Source organism: Agrococcus sp. TSP3-2-1, assembly GCF_049897585.1.
Lineage (GTDB): Bacteria > Actinomycetota > Actinomycetes > Actinomycetales > Microbacteriaceae > Agrococcus.
This window is the reverse complement of sequence record NZ_JAFCWN010000006.1, coordinates 1-15358: the sequence shown is the minus strand read 5'-3', so window position 1 is coordinate 15358 and position 15358 is coordinate 1. Positions and strand designations below refer to the sequence as shown.

General features: G+C 73.0%; 14 protein-coding genes and 1 tRNA gene. 2 read left to right on the top strand and 13 right to left on the bottom strand.

What is annotated here, in order from left to right:
* Positions 1–125: 125 nt before the first annotated feature.
* The 10 genes from ACP7BI_RS09705 to ACP7BI_RS09660 are packed head-to-tail and all read right to left on the bottom strand — an operon-like array spanning position 126 to position 10546.
* On the bottom strand, positions 126–854 hold the full coding sequence (locus ACP7BI_RS09705) for a glycosyltransferase (protein ID WP_425845602.1): 729 nt from the start codon (positions 852–854) through the stop codon (positions 126–128).
* A complete protein-coding gene (gene lnt / locus ACP7BI_RS09700) occupies positions 847–2427 on the bottom strand; it encodes an apolipoprotein N-acyltransferase (RefSeq protein ID WP_425845599.1) in 1581 nt (526 codons plus the stop codon). Before lnt ends, ACP7BI_RS09705 begins: the two co-directional genes overlap by 8 nt.
* Entirely contained in the window at positions 2424–4805 is a 2382-nt protein-coding gene (locus ACP7BI_RS09695; RefSeq protein ID WP_425846034.1) for a DEAD/DEAH box helicase, read from the bottom strand. The genes lnt and ACP7BI_RS09695 overlap by 4 nt, the downstream gene beginning before the upstream one ends.
* A gap of 29 nt (positions 4806–4834) precedes the next feature.
* Entirely contained in the window at positions 4835–5635 is an 801-nt protein-coding gene (tatC, locus tag ACP7BI_RS09690; protein WP_425845597.1) for a twin-arginine translocase subunit TatC, read from the bottom strand.
* A gap of 3 nt (positions 5636–5638) precedes the next feature.
* A complete protein-coding gene (tatA, locus tag ACP7BI_RS09685; RefSeq protein WP_021064842.1) occupies positions 5639–5848 on the bottom strand; it encodes a twin-arginine translocase TatA/TatE family subunit in 210 nt (69 codons plus the stop codon).
* Positions 5849–5881: 33 nt separating this feature from the next.
* A complete protein-coding gene (locus ACP7BI_RS09680) occupies positions 5882–6820 on the bottom strand; it encodes a helix-turn-helix transcriptional regulator (RefSeq protein ID WP_425845594.1) in 939 nt (312 codons plus the stop codon).
* Positions 6817–7839, bottom strand: a complete 1023-nt coding sequence (locus ACP7BI_RS09675) for a helix-turn-helix transcriptional regulator (RefSeq protein ID WP_425845592.1) — start codon at positions 7837–7839, stop codon at positions 6817–6819. Before ACP7BI_RS09675 ends, ACP7BI_RS09680 begins: the two co-directional genes overlap by 4 nt.
* A 13-nt stretch (positions 7840–7852) precedes the next feature.
* Positions 7853–8827, bottom strand: a complete 975-nt coding sequence (locus ACP7BI_RS09670; RefSeq protein ID WP_425845589.1) for an FKBP-type peptidyl-prolyl cis-trans isomerase — start codon at positions 8825–8827, stop codon at positions 7853–7855.
* Positions 8828–8858: 31 nt separating this feature from the next.
* Positions 8859–9860 (bottom strand): tRNA (adenine-N1)-methyltransferase, encoded by a 1002-nt coding sequence (locus ACP7BI_RS09665; protein ID WP_425846032.1) that lies wholly within the window; start codon positions 9858–9860, stop codon positions 8859–8861.
* Positions 9860–10546, bottom strand: a complete 687-nt coding sequence (locus ACP7BI_RS09660) for an HAD family hydrolase (protein WP_425845586.1) — start codon at positions 10544–10546, stop codon at positions 9860–9862. The genes ACP7BI_RS09665 and ACP7BI_RS09660 overlap by 1 nt, the downstream gene beginning before the upstream one ends.
* Before the next feature lie 57 nt (positions 10547–10603).
* Here ACP7BI_RS09660 and ACP7BI_RS09655 point away from each other — a divergent pair, with 57 nt between their 5' ends.
* Positions 10604–11539 carry a PAC2 family protein gene (locus tag ACP7BI_RS09655; RefSeq protein ID WP_249295838.1) on the top strand — a complete coding sequence of 312 codons (936 nt, stop codon included), beginning with the start codon at positions 10604–10606 and terminating at the stop codon, positions 11537–11539.
* Between the two features lie 3 nt (positions 11540–11542).
* Here ACP7BI_RS09655 and ACP7BI_RS09650 read toward each other — a convergent pair whose 3' ends face one another.
* Genes ACP7BI_RS09650 through ACP7BI_RS09640 form a run of 3 tightly spaced genes read right to left on the bottom strand, consistent with a single transcriptional unit; the run spans position 11543 to position 14968 of the window.
* Complete coding sequence (locus ACP7BI_RS09650; RefSeq protein ID WP_425845582.1) at positions 11543–12817, bottom strand: cysteine--1-D-myo-inosityl 2-amino-2-deoxy-alpha-D-glucopyranoside ligase; 1275 nt, start codon at positions 12815–12817, stop codon at positions 11543–11545.
* The gene (locus ACP7BI_RS09645; RefSeq protein ID WP_208063100.1) at positions 12817–13650 is read right to left on the bottom strand and encodes an undecaprenyl-diphosphate phosphatase; all 834 of its coding nucleotides are present in this window, start codon (positions 13648–13650) and stop codon (positions 12817–12819) included. Before ACP7BI_RS09645 ends, ACP7BI_RS09650 begins: the two co-directional genes overlap by 1 nt.
* Before the next feature lie 25 nt (positions 13651–13675).
* Positions 13676–14968, bottom strand: coding sequence for a M20/M25/M40 family metallo-hydrolase (locus ACP7BI_RS09640; RefSeq protein ID WP_425845579.1), 1293 nt, complete (start codon positions 14966–14968; stop codon positions 13676–13678).
* Between the two features lie 125 nt (positions 14969–15093).
* On the opposite strand from ACP7BI_RS09640, the gene ACP7BI_RS09635 reads away from it, so the two are divergent.
* Positions 15094–15179: transfer RNA gene (locus ACP7BI_RS09635), tRNA-Leu, on the top strand.
* Positions 15180–15358: the final 179 nt, after the last annotated feature.

Here is a 15358-nt window from a genome sequence, read left to right as displayed (position 1 = left end):
CGGGTGGGGCGGCGCCTACTCGACGAGCGGGTGGGGCGGCGCCTACTCGACGAGCGGGTGGGGCGGCGCCTACTCGACGAGCGGGTGGGGCGGCGCCTACTCGACGAGCGGGTGAGCCGGGCGGGTCAGCGCGGGGGCTTCGGCAGCGCCCGGACGCCCGAGAGCGACCACTTCGTGACCGCGCCTACCGTGCCGAGCTCGTCGCCGAGCCGCATCTTCGAGCTGCCGGTCGCGCGCTCGATGAAGTGGATCGGCACCTCGGCGATCGTGCCGCCCGCTTGCGCGACGCGCACCGCCATCGCGACCTGGAACGCGTAGGCGTCGACCTGGATGGCGTCGAGGTCGATCTTCTCGAGGATCCGGGTGCGGTACACGCGCAGCGAGCTCGTGAGGTCCTGCACGCCGGTCTGCAGCATGCTGCGTGCGTAGACGTTGCCGATGCGCGCGGCGAGCCGGCGGCGCATCCCCATGTTGCGCACGTCGCTGCCCTCGACGAACCGGGAGCCGATCACGAGGTCGACCCCGTCGGCCGACACCCCGAGCAGCTCGGGCAGGTCGTCGGCGTCGTAGGAGCCGTCGGCGTCGGTGATGACGACTCGCGTGGCTCCGCGCGACATCGCGAAGCGCATCCCTTCGATCACCGCGGAGCGGTAGCCGCGCTCGGTGCGGTGCACGACCATCGTGCCGGCGTCGCGCTTCGAGAGGCTGTCGGCGAGCTCGCCGGTGCCGTCGGGGCTGCCGTCGTCGACGATGACGAGCTCGGCGTGCGGCACCGATTGCCGCAAGCGGCCGACCGTGCGCTCGAGCCCGTCGATCTCGTTGTAGGTCGGCACGACGATCATGACGTCAGGCATGCGGCCTCCTCGCTGCTGTCCGGTTCGCGACCCCGAGGCCCGCGAGCGCGAGCCCGGCGCCGATGATGAGCGCGAGGTCGATCCATGCTCCCAGACGGATGCCCGGGGTGACGGTCGTCGACAGCGGCAGCTCCTCGAGCATCGTGCCGGGCTCGTACTGCCGCAGCCGGTCGACCTCGGCGCCGTCGGGGCCGATCATCGCGCTCGTGCCCACCGTCGAGATGTTGACGAGCGCGCGACCCGCCTCGACCGCACGCAGCTGCGCGATCGCGAGCTGCTGCACGTTCTCGGCCGAGCCCTCGCCGAAGTCAGCGTTGTTCGTCGGCGCGAGGATGATCTCTGCCCCGTGCTCGAGCACCATCTCGCGCGCGAGGTGGTCGTCGATGATGTCGAAGCAGATCGCGAGGCCCGCAGTCGTGCCCGCGACGTCGAAGGCGTTCGGGCTCGACGGGTCGATCGAGTAGTCGCGCGGGATGTACTGCAGGAAGCCGAGCGCCTCGAGGATGGGCTCGAAGAAGCCGCGCGCCGGCAGGTACTCCGCGAAGGGCACGGGGTGGCGCTTGCGGTACTCGGCGACCGCGCCCCGACCGGGCTCGACCTGGATGAGCGCGTTGTAGGTGTCGTCGCCGTCGCGCGTGATCGTGCCGGTCACGAGCGGCGCGTCGAAGCGCTCGGTCACGCGGTCGAGGGCCGCCATGGTCGCGGGCGTCTCATCGGCGTACCACTCTGCGGCGTTCTCGGGCCAGACGAGCAGGTCGAGCTGCTCGCCCTCGAGCCCGCGCGTCGCGTCGAGGTGCTGCTCGAGGATCTGGCCGGGCACGCGCGGCGCGAGCAGCCCCGCCTCGCTGTCGCCCTGCACGGCACCGACGCGGATGCTGCCGGCCGGCTCGACGGGGAAGCCCGGGATCGCGACGAGCAGGATGAGCGCGGCGGCGGCGATCGTGAGCCGGCGGCGGAGGATCGTGCGGTGGTGCAGCACGAGCTGCACGAGCAGCGCCGACGCGGCGGCGATGAGGAACGTGAGGCCTGAGAAGCCCACCCAGCTCGTCGTGTCGGCGAGCGGGCTCGCGGCCTGCGAGTGCGCGAGCCTGCCCCAGGCGAAGCCGCCCCACGGCACGCTCGACGAGAGCGACTCGCGCGCCGTCCAGACGGCGCCGAGCAGCAGCGGCATGGCGGCGAACGCGCCGAGCGGCCCCTGCACGCGCGGCTCGCCCCATCGCCACGCGAGCGCGAGCGCGATCCCGCCGAGCCCCCACCACGCCGCCATCCACGCCGTGAGCGCGACGAGCGGCACGAGCCCGAGGTAGACGGTGATCCACTGGATGTGGAGCAGGAAGAAGATCGCGCCGGTCGTGAAGCCGAGGCCGAAGGCGGCGCCGAGCGATCGACCGCGCAGGGCGACGATCGCGAGGCCGACGGCGGGCACGACGAGCGGCCACCAGCCGAACGGCTGGAAGGCGAAGGGCATGATCGCGCCGGCTCCGATCGCGGCCGCCCACGCGTAGGCGAGCGGGAGCGGAGCGCGCGAGCGCGAGCGGCGCGCGGCCGCGGTCGCCGCCCTGGTCGCGGTCACAGCGCCGACCCCGACGCCTCGACGACACCGCGGCGGATCCGCTCGACCGCCTCGTCGGCGGTGCGGCGCAAGCGCTTCGGCGCGACTTGCGCGAGCTGCTCGAGCACGTCGATCGTCTGCTTCGTCCAGCGCACGAAGTCGCCGGCGGCGAGCTCGGTGTCGCGCAGCACGCCCTCGAGCGGGTAGCTGCGCGCCCAGCGGTGCATCGCGAGCGTCAGGCCCGTCTGCAGCGGGTCCGAACCGGGCAGCCGGTGCGACTGCTCGAGGTCGTCGAGCTGCGCCCAGAGCCGCTGCGTCGCGTCGAGCGCCTCGACGAACGGGCCCTTCGGCAGCATCCGCTCGGGCAGCATGCCCTCGTCGCGGCGGCCCTCGAAGACGAGCGCGCTCGCCATCGCCGCGAGCGCCGGCGCGTCGAGCTGCGACCAGAGCCCGCGACGCAGGCTCTCCGCCGTCAGCAGGTCGCGCTCGCCGTAGATGCGGCGCAGCACCTCGCCGGCTTGCGTGACGCGCTCGCCGTCGTCGGTGTGCTCGATGTAGCCGAGCTCACGGAGGATCTCAGTGATGCGGTCGAAGGCCTGCGCGATCTGGCCCGTGCGGCGATCGATCTGCCGCTCGGCCTTCTCGATGTCGCGGCGCAGCCGCCAGTAGCGCTCGCCCCAGCGCGCGTGCTGCTCGCGCTCGGGGCACGCGTGGCACGGGTGCGCGCGCATCCGCCGCCGCACGCCTTGCAGCTGCCGCTGCAGCCGCTCGTGCTCGCCGTGGCTCAGCCCGGCGCGCGCGGCGTCGCGCTCGAGGTCGCTCACCTCGCGCCGCAGCGCCGCGTACTCGGAGAAGTCGCCGAGGTGGCACCGCATCGACTCCTCGTAGCCCGCGAGGCTCGCGCGTTGGTCGACGACCCGGCGCGCGAGCTGCACGACCGACCGATCCGCCTGGAACTGCGCGAACGAGGTCTCGAGCACCTCGCGCGTGCCGGCGACGCCGAGCCGGTCGACGAGGTTGACGGCCATGTTGTACGTCGGCCGGAAGCTCGAGTGGAGCGGGTAGGTGCGCCGCGATGCGAGCGAGGCGACCTCGACCGGCTGCAGCTTGCCGTTCCAGATGACGACCGCGTGGCCCTCGGTGTCGATGCCGCGGCGGCCGGCGCGGCCGGTGAGCTGCGTGTACTCCCCCGGCGTGATGCGCACGCGCGCCTCGCCGTTGAACTTCTCGAGCTGCTCGAGCACGACGGTGCGCGCGGGCATGTTGATGCCGAGCGCGAGCGTCTCGGTCGCGAAGACGACCTTGAGCAAGCGAGCGCGGAAGAGCTCCTCCACGACCTCCTTGAAGACCGGCAGCAGGCCGGCGTGGTGGGCCGCGACGCCGCGCTCGAGCCCGTCGAGCCAGTCCCAGTAGCCGAGCACCGCGAGGTCGGCGTCGTCGAGCAAGCGGGTGCGCTCGTCGACGATCGCGCGGATCTCGGCGCGATCCTCCGGCGTCGTGAGCCGCACGCCGCCGGAGACGACCTGCTGCACCGCCGCGTCGCAGCCGGCCCTCGAGAAGATGAAGTCGATCGCGGGCAGCATCTCGCGGTCGTCGAGCATCCCGATGAGCGCGACCCGGTCGACGCGCGCGGGGAAGCCGCCGCCCCGCGGGGGTCGCTGGCCGCCCTTCGGCGGGCGGCGCGAGCGGTAGCGGTTGTGGCCGCCGCGATCCCGATGCCCGTGCGCGGCGGAGTCGGCGAGGTCGGTGCCGCGCGCGAGCTCGACGAGCTCGCGGCCGGGCCGGTGCGTCTCCTCGCCGGCCTTCGAGTCGAAGAGGTCGACGAGGCGGCCGCGGATGTGCACGTGCGCGTCGAGCGGCACCGGTCGGTGCTCGCTCACGATCACGCGCGTGTCGCCGCGCACGGCGTCGAGCCACGCACCGAACTCCTCGGCGTTCGAGACCGTCGCCGAGAGCGAGACGAGCCGCACGTGCCGCGGCAGGTGGATGATGACCTCTTCCCACACGGGCCCGCGGAACCGGTCCGCGAGGTAGTGCACTTCATCCATCACGACGTACTCGAGCTCCGAGAGGTTCCGGCCCTCGTAGAGCATGTTGCGCAGCACCTCGGTCGTCATGACGACGATGCGGGCGTCGCCGTTGATCGACGTGTCGCCCGTGAGGAGACCGACGGATGCGTGCCCGTAGACCTCGGTGAGCTCGCGGTGCTTCTGGTTCGACAGCGCCTTCATCGGCGTCGTGTAGAAGACGCGGCCCGTGGGCGCCTCCATCGTGATGCGGATGGCGAACTCAGCGACGACGGTCTTGCCCGCGCCCGTCGGGGCGGCGACGAGCACGCTCGAGCCCGCCTCGATCGCCTCGCACGCCTCGCGCTGGAACGGGTCGAGCCCGAACGGCATCGCGCGCGCGAACGCCTCGGTCGCGGCGCTCACGCGGCTGCTCCGCTCGCCCCGGTCGCCGCGAGCCCGGCCTCGCGCTTCGCTCGCCTGCGGTCGACGAGCAGCGCGATGCCCGCGGCGGCGAAGTACAGCACGACCATCGGCACGGCGATGATGAACATGCTGAGCACCTCTCCGGCGGGCGTGACGAAGGCGCCGAAGAGGGTCGCGGCGAGCACGGCCCAGCGCCAGCCCTTGATGATCGCCGCGCCGCTCAGCACGCCCGCGAGGTTGAGGAAGACGACGATGACCGGCAGCACGTACGAGACGCCGACGGCGAAGACGAGCTTGAGCGAGAAGTCCCAGTAGTCGGATGCGCCGAGGAACGCGGTGAAGCCGTCGGGTGTGAAGCCGACGAAGAGCCGGATGATGCGCGGCAGCACGAACCAGCCCGTGGCGCAGCCGCCGATGAAGAGCGGCACCGCCGCGGCGATGAAGCCGAGCACGTAGCGTCGCTCGATGCCGCGCAGCGCCGGGACGACGAAGGCGAGCAGCTGCCAGATCCAGATCGGGCTCGAGAGGATGAGGCCGAGGAAGAACGCGATCCGCATCTGCACGTCGAGCGCCTGGGTGATGTTCGTCACGTTGAGCTCGACCGGCAGGCCGGCTGCCTGCAGGTCGTCGAGGGGCGCGCTCAGCAGCTGCAGGAGCGGCGCGGCGAGGAAGAAGCCGCCGATCGCGGCGAGCACGAAGGCGACGCCGGAGATGAGGAAGCGCCGCTTGAACTCGCGCAGGTGCCCGGCGAGGCGCATGGTGGCCTCTGGGTTCGACTGGCGCCCCTTGCGGGCCATGCGCTACTTCCGGTCGGAGCTGGAGGCCTGGTCGTCGGTCTCGGAGGAAGCGGGCGCGTCGGTGCCGTCGCCCTTGACCTCCTTCTTCAGGATGTTGACCGACTGGCCGAGGCTGCGCGCGAGCGCCGGGAGCTTCGAGGCGCCGAAGATGAGCACGACGATGATGAGGATGATCCACCAATGCGATGCCGCATTGTTGAAGAAACCGGGCATGATCGTCCTCCGCGCTCGTCCGACTCCTCTATCCTACCGGTCCGTCGCCGGTCCGTCCCCTAGGGCTGCCGCAGCGAATCGGTGCATCGACCGCCGCAGGCTCGCGGGCGCGACGATCTCGGCGTCGCCGCCGCACGCGGCGACCGCGCTCAGCACGCTCGCCTCGCTCCACAGCTCGATGTCGAGCCGCACGCGGCCGCCGTCGACCGAGACGGGCTCGCTCGTGGCGTAGTCGGCGAGCAGCGCCGCGGCCGCGCGCGTCGCGACGATCTGGGCCGTGCCCGAGACGGGGCGCTCGAGCGCGGGCATCGACTCGGGCCACGGCAGGTCGGTGCCCTCGATCGACTCGACGCGGTCGAGCCGGAAAGTGCGCGCGTCGTGCCGGTCGAGGTCGAACCCGCGCACGAACACCTGGCCCTCGCGCAGCTCGAGGCGCGTCGGGGCGACACGGCGCTGCTGCGAGCCCTCGCCGGGCTTGCGGTAGTCGATCGAGAGCACGGTGCGCGCGCGGATCGCGTCGCGCACGAGCTGCGCGGCGCGCGGCACCTCGAGGCGGTCGACGGCGACGGTGTCGGCGCCGCGCGAGGCGGCACCGCGCAGCTTCGCCTGCAGCGCCTCGACGCGCTCGGGCGCCGCGTCGGTGTAGCCGGCGACGAGCGAGAGCCCCGCGATGAGCGCGCTCGCCTCGCGCGGCGAGAGCCGCACGGTCTCGTCCTCGAAGGCTGGCCGCATCGTCACCGAGATGACGTCCTGCTCCTCGAAGGCGTCGAAGTCGATGTCGAAGCGGATGAAGTCGCCCGCGCCGTCGGGCACGCCCGACATGAACACGCGCCGCACGGCCTCCCGGATTCGGTCCTCGTCGACGCCGAAGTGCGCGGCCGCCTCGGCGACGGTGACCGAGCCGGATGCGGTGACGTACTGGATGAGGGAGAGCAGCAGCCCGATGCCCCGCTCCACGCGCGACGCGCTCATGCGTCCTCCCCCGGGTCGGCGTGCGCGTCCCGCACGCGCTCGAGTCGCGCCCGCACGAGCGCGCGCTGCTCCTCGGGCCAGACGACCTGCACGTCGGCGCCGAACGCCGCGAGCTCGTCGGCGAGCAGGTGCCGATCGGCGTGGTGCACGACGAGCAGCCCGTTCTCCTCGAGGGTGCCGGGACGGTGGCGCAGGCGGATGTCGGCGTCGCTGCCCGGCACCGCGAGCACACCGACCGACGCGCCCGCCCAGATCTCCTCGAGCTTCGCGAGCGCGCCGCTCGCGGCATCCGCCGGCACCTCGAACGGCGTGCGCGCGGCGCGGTCCTTCACGGGCGACACGATGCGCTGCATGAGGAACGTGCGCGAGTCCTCGGCGCCGAGGTCGAAGCCCACGAGCATCCAGCGCCCGCGGAACAGCACGGTCGCCCACGGCTGCACCGTGCGCGTGCGCGGCGCGCGCTCGCCGGGCTTGAGGTAGTCGAAGACGACCTCGCGGCCGCGGTCGGCGGCGCGCTTGAGCGCCTGGAAGGCGCTCTCGCGCGGGCGCTGCCGCGGCAGCAGCACCTCGGCGACCGCCGGCTCCTCGGTGCGGCCGGGCGTGCGCTCGAGCGGCAGCCCGCCCCGGAACTCCGGGTCGGCGCGCAGCTTGAGTGCCGCGCGCTGCGCCTCCTCGGTGAGCCCGCCCTCGTGCCACACCCGCAGCGCGAGGTCGAGCAGCTCGCGCTCGTCGGCGTCGAACTGCAGCTCGGCGGGGTCGCCCAGCACGCCGTCGAGCACGCGGTAGCGCGCCTGCTGGTTGCTGTCGTCGCCCGGGGGCTGCACGACGTCGATGACGATGCCGTGCTCGCGCAGCGCGTCCTTGTCGCGCTCGAACATGCGCTCGAGCGCATCGCCGGGCGCTTGGCCCTGGTAGCCGGCGACGCGCTCGAAGAGCTCGTGCTTCGTGAAGCCGGCGCGCGCGTCGACGAGCGCGAGCAGCAGGGAGAACTGCCGCTCCTCAGCCTCGATCCTCGCCATCAGCGCGCGAGCCTCACTCGGCGGGGTCGACCCGGTCGAGGATGTCGATGACGAACAGCAGGTGCTCGCCCTCGCCGATCGACGCGGGCCGCGTGGCCGGGTCGTCGTAGCCGAGCTCCGGCGGGATCGAGACGACGACCTGGCTGCCGACCGGCTGGCCGACGACCGCGTCGACGAAGCCCGGGATGAGGTTCGCGTCGGAGATGGTCATCTCGGTGGGGCTGCCCTTCTCCCACGACGAGTCGAAGACCTCCTCGGTCTCCCAGATGATGCCGGTGTAGTGCAGCAGCACGGTGTCGCCCTCGGCGACCTCGGGGCCGGTGCCCTCGATGCTCTGCATGACGGTGAGCTCGGCCGGTGCGGGCGAGCCGGGGAAGGTGACGCCCGGCTGGCCGTTGGGCGCGAGCGCGATCGCGGGCATGCCCTGCTGGCCCGGGCGCGGGTTGCCCTCGGCGCGGCCGGGCCGCACGTCGCTCACGCCGAGCACGACGACAGCGGTGTCGGCCGGCGCGATGTCCATCGACTCCGACGCGGCGCCCGGGCCGAAGAGCTCGGCGATCGTGGTCGTGAGCACGACGTGACCGCCCGGGGCGGCGCAGTCGACGGCCTGCGCGAGCACCGACTCGCCGCCGACGCTGACGCGCAGGGGGTTGGCTGCCCCGCCGGCTGCGCCGGCGGCGTAGGAGCTCGAGATGAGCTCGCCCGTCTTGCCGGAGTACACGACGTAGTTCGTGTCGACGGTGTCGCCGTCGGCCGCGCGCTCGCCCTCGCCGCCGAGCACCTGCGCCTGGTTGCCGTCGGTCACGAGCGGCACCTGGAAGCTCGCCTCCGGGGCGTCGCCCGACGTGTCGACCGAGACCTCGCCGGTCGCGGCGCCCGGCTGCAGCAGCGGCTCGCAGCCGTCGAGGCCGTCGGCGGGCGCCTGGCACGCGGTGAGGCCGGCAGCTGCGACGAGCAGCGCGGCGATCGAGAGGGGGCGAGTGCGCACGGCGAAGCCTTTCGAGGTTTGTGAATCGGCGTCAGTCTAGCGGCGGGGCGGCGTCCGACCCCGCCTCGCCGTCGCCGAGGATCGCCTCGGCCTGGCGCTTCGCGTCGCGGACCGCGCGGCGCATGCGCTTGTCGCTCGGCGTGCGGTCGCCGAGCGCGCCCGGCGTCCACGCCTCGATGTCGGCCTCGGCGAAGTCGGCCTTCGCGGCCCGGCGGCGGAACGAGGGCAGCTCGACGCCGTCCGCGACGCGTCGTGCCGTCATGAGGAAGCCGGTGTGCGCGACCATGCGGTGGTCGGGCCGCACGGCGAGGCCCTCGACGTGCCAGCCGCGCACGAGCGTCTCGGAGGACACGGGTGCCGTGAAGCGGCCGTCGGCACGGATCGCCTCGACGGTGCGCGAGAGCTGCGTCACCGTCGCGACGTAGGCGAGCACGAGGCCGCCGGGGCGGAGGGCGCGAGCGGTCGCGTCGACGCACTCCCACGGCGCGAGCATGTCGAGCAGCACCCGGTCGGCCTCGCCGTCGGCGACGTGCTCGGGCAGCTCCTCGGCGAGGTCGCCGAGCACCGTCTCCCAGTTCGCGGGTCGCTCGCCGAAGAAGCCGGCGACGTTCGCCTCGGCGACCTCGCGGAACTCCTCGCGCCGCTCGAACGAGACGAGCCGGCCGGTGCCGTGGAGGGCGCGCAGCAGCCAGAGCGAGAGCGCGCCGGAGCCGACGCCCGCCTCCACGACCGTGAGGTCGGGGTGGATGTCGGCGAAGCCGAGGATGTGGGCCGCATCCTTCGGGTAGATGATCGCGGCGCCGCGGGGCATCGACATGACGTAGTCGTGCAGGAGGGGGCGGATCGCGAGGTAGGGCGCCTCACCCACGTGCACGAGCGAGCCGTCGTCGAGCCCGATGAAGGACTCGTGCGCGAGCGCGCCGTGCTGCGTGTGGAACTGCTTGCCCTCGGTGAGCACGATCGTGTTGAGGCGCTGCTTCGGGCCGGTCAGCTGCACGACGTCGCCCCACTGGAAGGGGCCGGTCCTGCCCATCACGCGCGGGCCTCGGCGATCGCGGTGGCGAGGTCGGCGGGCGTGCGCCCGGCGAGCGAAGGCCAGTGCACGAGCCCGGGCACGCCGTGCAGGTCGACCGCGTGCGGCACGCCGATCGTGACGAGACCGGCGGCGAGGGCGCTCGCCGCGCCGGTGCGCGAGTCCTCGATCGCGACGGCGTCCTCGGCGGCGACGCCGAGCAGCTCGAGCCCGAGCCGGTAGGGCTCGGGGTCGGGCTTGCCGCGCTCGCACTCGTCGCCCGCGACGGTGGCGTCGAACGGCGGGCCGCCGAGCGAGCGCGCGAACGCCGCCTCGACGCGGTCGACGATCGAGCGCGTCGACATCGTCACGAGTGCGACGGGCACCTGCTCGTCGCGGAGCGCGCCCAGCAGCTCGAGGGCGCCTGGTCGGGCGGGCAGGGCGTCGTCCATCCACGCGAGCACCTCGCCCACGAGCCGGTCGACGATCTCCTGCTCCCCCATCGGCACGCCGCGCTCGATGAAGTAGCGAGCCCCGTCCCAGAGGTCAGAGCCGACGAGCGCCTCCGCGTCGGCGGCCGTCCACTCGACGCCGTGCTCCTGGGCGAGCCTCGACTCGGCGGCCATCCACGCGGGCTCGGTGTCGACGAGGGTCCCGTCGAGGTCGAACAGCACAGCACCGATCGGTCGCGAGGGGGGTGGGGTCACCGCGCCAGCCTAGCCGGGCGGAATAGAGTGGACGTCCGACGTGAGGAGGTGCCGCGCGTGGCACGAGGACCCATCGAGGGACGCATCATGGTCGTCGCCTTCGAGGGCTGGACCGACGCAGGCGATGCGGCGAGCACCGCGGTGCGGCGGCTCGTCGAGGCGTGCGAGCTCGAGGCCTTCGACGAGATCGAGCCCGACGAGTACGTCGACTTCGCGATGCACCGACCGGTCGTGCGCACGCTCGACGACGGCACGCGCGCGCTGCAGTGGCCCTCGAGCGTCGCCTACGCGCCGACACGGCCCTCGGCGCGGAAGGCGCTCGCCGCCGACGCCGGCCTCGACGTCTCGAGCGGCAACGAGGGCGAGGTGTTCGCGCTCGTCGGGGCCGAGCCGAGCCGCAACTGGGCCGCCTACGCGGCGGAGTTCCTCGAGATCGCCCGCGGCTGCGAGGTCGAGGCGATCGTCTTCGTCGGCGCGATGCTCGCCGACGTGCCGCACACGCGTCCGATCGCGACCTCCGTCTCGAGCGACAGTCGCGAGCTCCAAGCTCGGCTCGGCGTGCTGCAGAGCGAGTACGAGGGGCCGACGGGCATCATGACGGTGCTCTCCCTCGCCGCGCAGGACGCCGGCATCCAGACCGCCTCGCTCTGGGCATCCGTTCCCCACTACGTGCACAACGCACCGGCGCCCAAGGCGGTCATCGCGCTGCTCGACCGGCTCTCGGAGATGATCGACGTCACGATCCCGCTCGGCGACCTCATCGAGCAGTCGGGCGAGTGGGAGCGCGGCATCGACGAGATCACCGAGCGCGACGACGACATGCGCGCCTACATCGGCAAGCTCGAGGAGCAGCGCGACGCGGTCGAGAGCCCCGAGGCCTCCGGCGAGGCGATCGCGCACGAGTTCGAGCGCTTCCTGCGCGACGAGAACCGCCGACCCCGGCCCGACCCGCAGGGCGACGGCGACCGCCCGGACGACGCGCCGCCGGTCTGACGCCTAGCGCCGCTCGATGGAGCGGAGGTCGATGCCGAGCAGCGCGTCGATCGCGGCGAGGCTGCCCTCGTCGGCGGGCGCGCGCAGCGCGAAGGCGTCGACCGCCTGCAGCGCCGCGGGCGTGTTGAGGTCGTCCTGCAGCGTCACGCGCAGCCACGGCACGACGCTGTCGTCGCGCGAGGGGTCGTCGGCGGGCGTCGCCGCCCACTCGAGCCAGCGGTCGAGCCGGGCCTCCGCGGCCTCGAGCTCGCCAGGCATCCACTCCCAGTCGGCGCGCCAGTGGTGGTCGAGCAGCGCGAGCCGGATCGCGGCGGGCCGCGCGCCCTGCTCGCGCAGCCGCGACACGAGCACGAGGTTGCCCCGCGACTTCGACATCTTCTCGCCCTCGAACGCGACGAGGCCCGCGCCCAGGCGCACCTCGCTGAACAGGTCGGCGCCGAGCGCGAGCGCATGGTGGCCCTGCATCTCCTGGTGCGGGAAGCGCAGGTCGCGGCCGCCCGCCGCGACCGTGAAGGGCGCGCCGAGCTCCGCCATCGCGATGACGGTGCACTCGACGTGCCAGCCGGGTCGGCCGCGGCCGAGCGGCGAGTCCCACGCGGGCTCCCCCGGTCGCTCGGCGCGCCACAGCAGCGGGTCGAGCGGCGAGCGCTTGCCCGGCCGGTCGGGGTCGCCGCCGAACTCGCGCGTGAGCTCGAGCATCTCGGCCTCGTCGGTGCGGCTGCCCGCGCCCATGGGGAACTGCCGCGAGCGGCTCGAGTCGAACAGCACGTCGACGCCCGGGACGCCATCGGCCGGGAGCGTGTAGGCGTCGCCGGTGTCGAGCATCCGCTGCACCGCCTCGGCGATCGGGTCGATCCGCTCGGTGACCGCGACCCACGAGTCGGGCGGCAGCACGCGCAGCGCCGCCATGTCCTCGCGGAAGAGCTGCTGCTGCGCCTCGGCGAGCTCGCGCCAGTCGACCCCGTCGCGCGCCGCGCGCTCGAGCAGCGGGTCGTCGACGTCGGTCGAGTTCATCGCCGTGCGCACCTCGAGGCCCGCGTCGAGCCACACGCGCGTGAGGGTGTCGAAGGCGAGGTACGTGAAGGCGTGCCCGAGGTGCGTCGCGTCGTAGGGCGTGATGCCGCACGTGTACATGGATGCGGTGGGCCGGTCACCGTCGGCCACGGCGGGCACGAGCGCCCGGCCGTCGCGGCGGACGTCGTGCACGCTCGGGCGCTCCCCCGCGCCGTGGCCGAGCTCGGCGAGCGAGGGCACCGCGGGACGCTGCCAGGCGCGCATCAGAGAGCCTCGATCCAGCCGGCCGAGAGGGCGACGAGCAGCACACCGCCGAGGGCGATGCGGTAGATCACGAACGGCGCGAAGCTGCGCCGCGAGATCCACGCCATGAGCCAGCGGATGACGGCGAGACCGACGACGAAGGCGACGGCGGTCGCGAGGATCGTCGGGCCCCAGCCGAGGCCGATCGACGACGGCTCGGTGAAGGCCTGGTAGGCCTCGTAGAAGCCCGAGCCGAAGACGGCCGGCACCGCGAGGAAGAACGCGTACTTCGCCGCGGCGGGACGCTCGTAGCCGAGCGCGCGGCCCATCGTGACCGTCGCGCCCGAGCGCGAGACGCCCGGGATGAGCGCGAGCACCTGCGCGACGCCGATGAGCAGGCCGTCGCGGTAGGTCGTCGTCTCGAGCGTCTTGACGCGCTTGCCGAGCATGTCGGCGAGGCCGAGGATGACGCCGAAGACGATGAGCACGGTCGCGGTGATCCAGAGGCTGCGCAGCTGGTCGCGGATGAGGTCCTGGAAGAGCACGCCCGCGATCACGATCGGCACCGTGCCGATGATGACGAGCCATCCCATCTTGACGTCGGGGTCGTCCTTCGCGACCGTGCCGCGGAAGGAGCCGAACCACTTCGCGATGATGCGGGAGATGTCGCGCCAGAAGAAGATGACGACCGCGAGCTCGGTGCCGATCTGCGTGATCGCGGTGAACGTCGCGCCGGGATCCTCCGCGCCGGGCAGCAGCTCGCCCGCGATGCGCAAGTGGGCGCTCGAGGAGATGGGCAGGAACTCGGTGGCGCCCTGCAGCGCCCCGAGCACGATCGCGATCAGCCAGTCCATGGTCCCCTGGTCGGTAGGCGGGATGTCAGTACGTCAGCAGCAGGTCTTCGAGCACGTCGGTGCCGAAGTCGAGGGCGTCGAGCGGCACCCGCTCGTCGACCCCGTGGAACATCGCGGCGAAGTCGAGGTCGGGCGTGAGCCGCAGCGGCGCGAAGCCGTAGCCGGCGATGCCGAGCTCGGCGAGCGACTTGTTGTCGGTGCCGCCCGAGAGCATGTACGGCAGCACGGGCGCCTCGGGGTCGAAGCGGCCGAGCGAGGCGGCCATCGCGTCGACGAGCCCGCCGCCGAAGGGATGCTCGATGCCGATGTCGCCGTGCACGAGCTCGAGCTCGATGTCCTCGCCGACGAGCGCGCGGATCGCGTCGATCGCCTCCCGCTCGCGGCCGGGCAGCGGGCGCACGTCGATGCGCGCCTCGGCGACCGAGGGGATGACGTTGTGCTTGTAGCCCGCGTCGAGCATCGTCGGGTTCGCCGTGTGGCGGAGGCTCGAGCGCAGGAAGCGCGAGACGGTGCCGGTGCGCTCCGCGACCGCGTCGGGATCGTCGTCGTCCACGCCGAGCAGCGCCGCGATGCGCGCGATGAGCTCGCGCGTCGTGTCGGTGAGCTCGACGGGGAACTCGTGCGCGCCGACCGCGGCGACCGCGGCGGCGAGCTTCGTCACCGCGTTGTCGCGCATGTGCTGCGAGCCGTGCGCGGCGGTGCCGCGAGCGCGCAGCAGGATCCACTGCAGCGCCTTCTCGCCCGTCTGCAGGAGGTAGGCGCGGCGGCCGCCGACCTCGATCGAGTAGCCGCCGACCTCGCTGATCGCCTCCGTCGCGCCCTCGAAGAGCTCCGGGTGGTTGCGCACGAGCCACTGGGCGCCGTAGGCGCCGCCCGCCTCCTCGTCGGCGAAGAACGCGACGACCAGGCCGCGCCGCGGGCGTCGGCCGCTCGCGAGGATGCGCTCGAGCGCGGCGAGGATCATGGCGTCCATCTGCTTCATGTCGACGGCGCCTCGGCCCCACAGCAGGCCGTCACGGATCTCGCCCGCGAAGGGGTCGACGCTCCACTCGCTCGCGTCCGCGGGCACGACGTCGAGGTGGCCGTGCACGACGAGCCGAGGGAGGCTCGGGTCCTCGCCGTCGATGCGCGCGACGACGCTCGCGCGGCCCGGCGCCGACTCGAAGGTCTCGCTCTCGACGCCCATCGACGCGAGCACCGCGCTCACGTACGCCGCGGCATCCGCTTCACCGGAGGACCGACCGCCGCCCCAGTTCTGCGTGTCGATGCTGATGAGGTCCCGGGCGAGCTGCACGGTGCGGGAGAGGCCATCGGTCACCGCTCAAGGCTAGCCGCCCGCTGATGCGAAGCAGTGCGAGCCGGACTCGGCAGCCTGGTGGTCGAGGGCGGGTCTCGGAGCGTGCTAGAGTCATTTCTCGGTCCTGCAAAGGAAGCCGACACTCTGCGCGGGTGGCGGAATTGGCAGACGCGCTAGCTTGAGGTGCTAGTGCCCGTATTAGGGCGTGGGGGTTCAAGTCCCCCCTCGCGCACGAGAGAGGCCCGGAGCGATTCGCTCCGGGCCTCTTCCCGTTCCTGGGCGCAGTCTCCCTCGGGTTATTGGCCAAAACGTGTGGATGCGTTCGGGTGTGTCATGAGTGTCCGGCCCAGCCTGCGCGTTGCCAGAGTCCTTCGTCGGCGGCGAGGCCGGTGCCGTAGAGGCCGGTTGGCT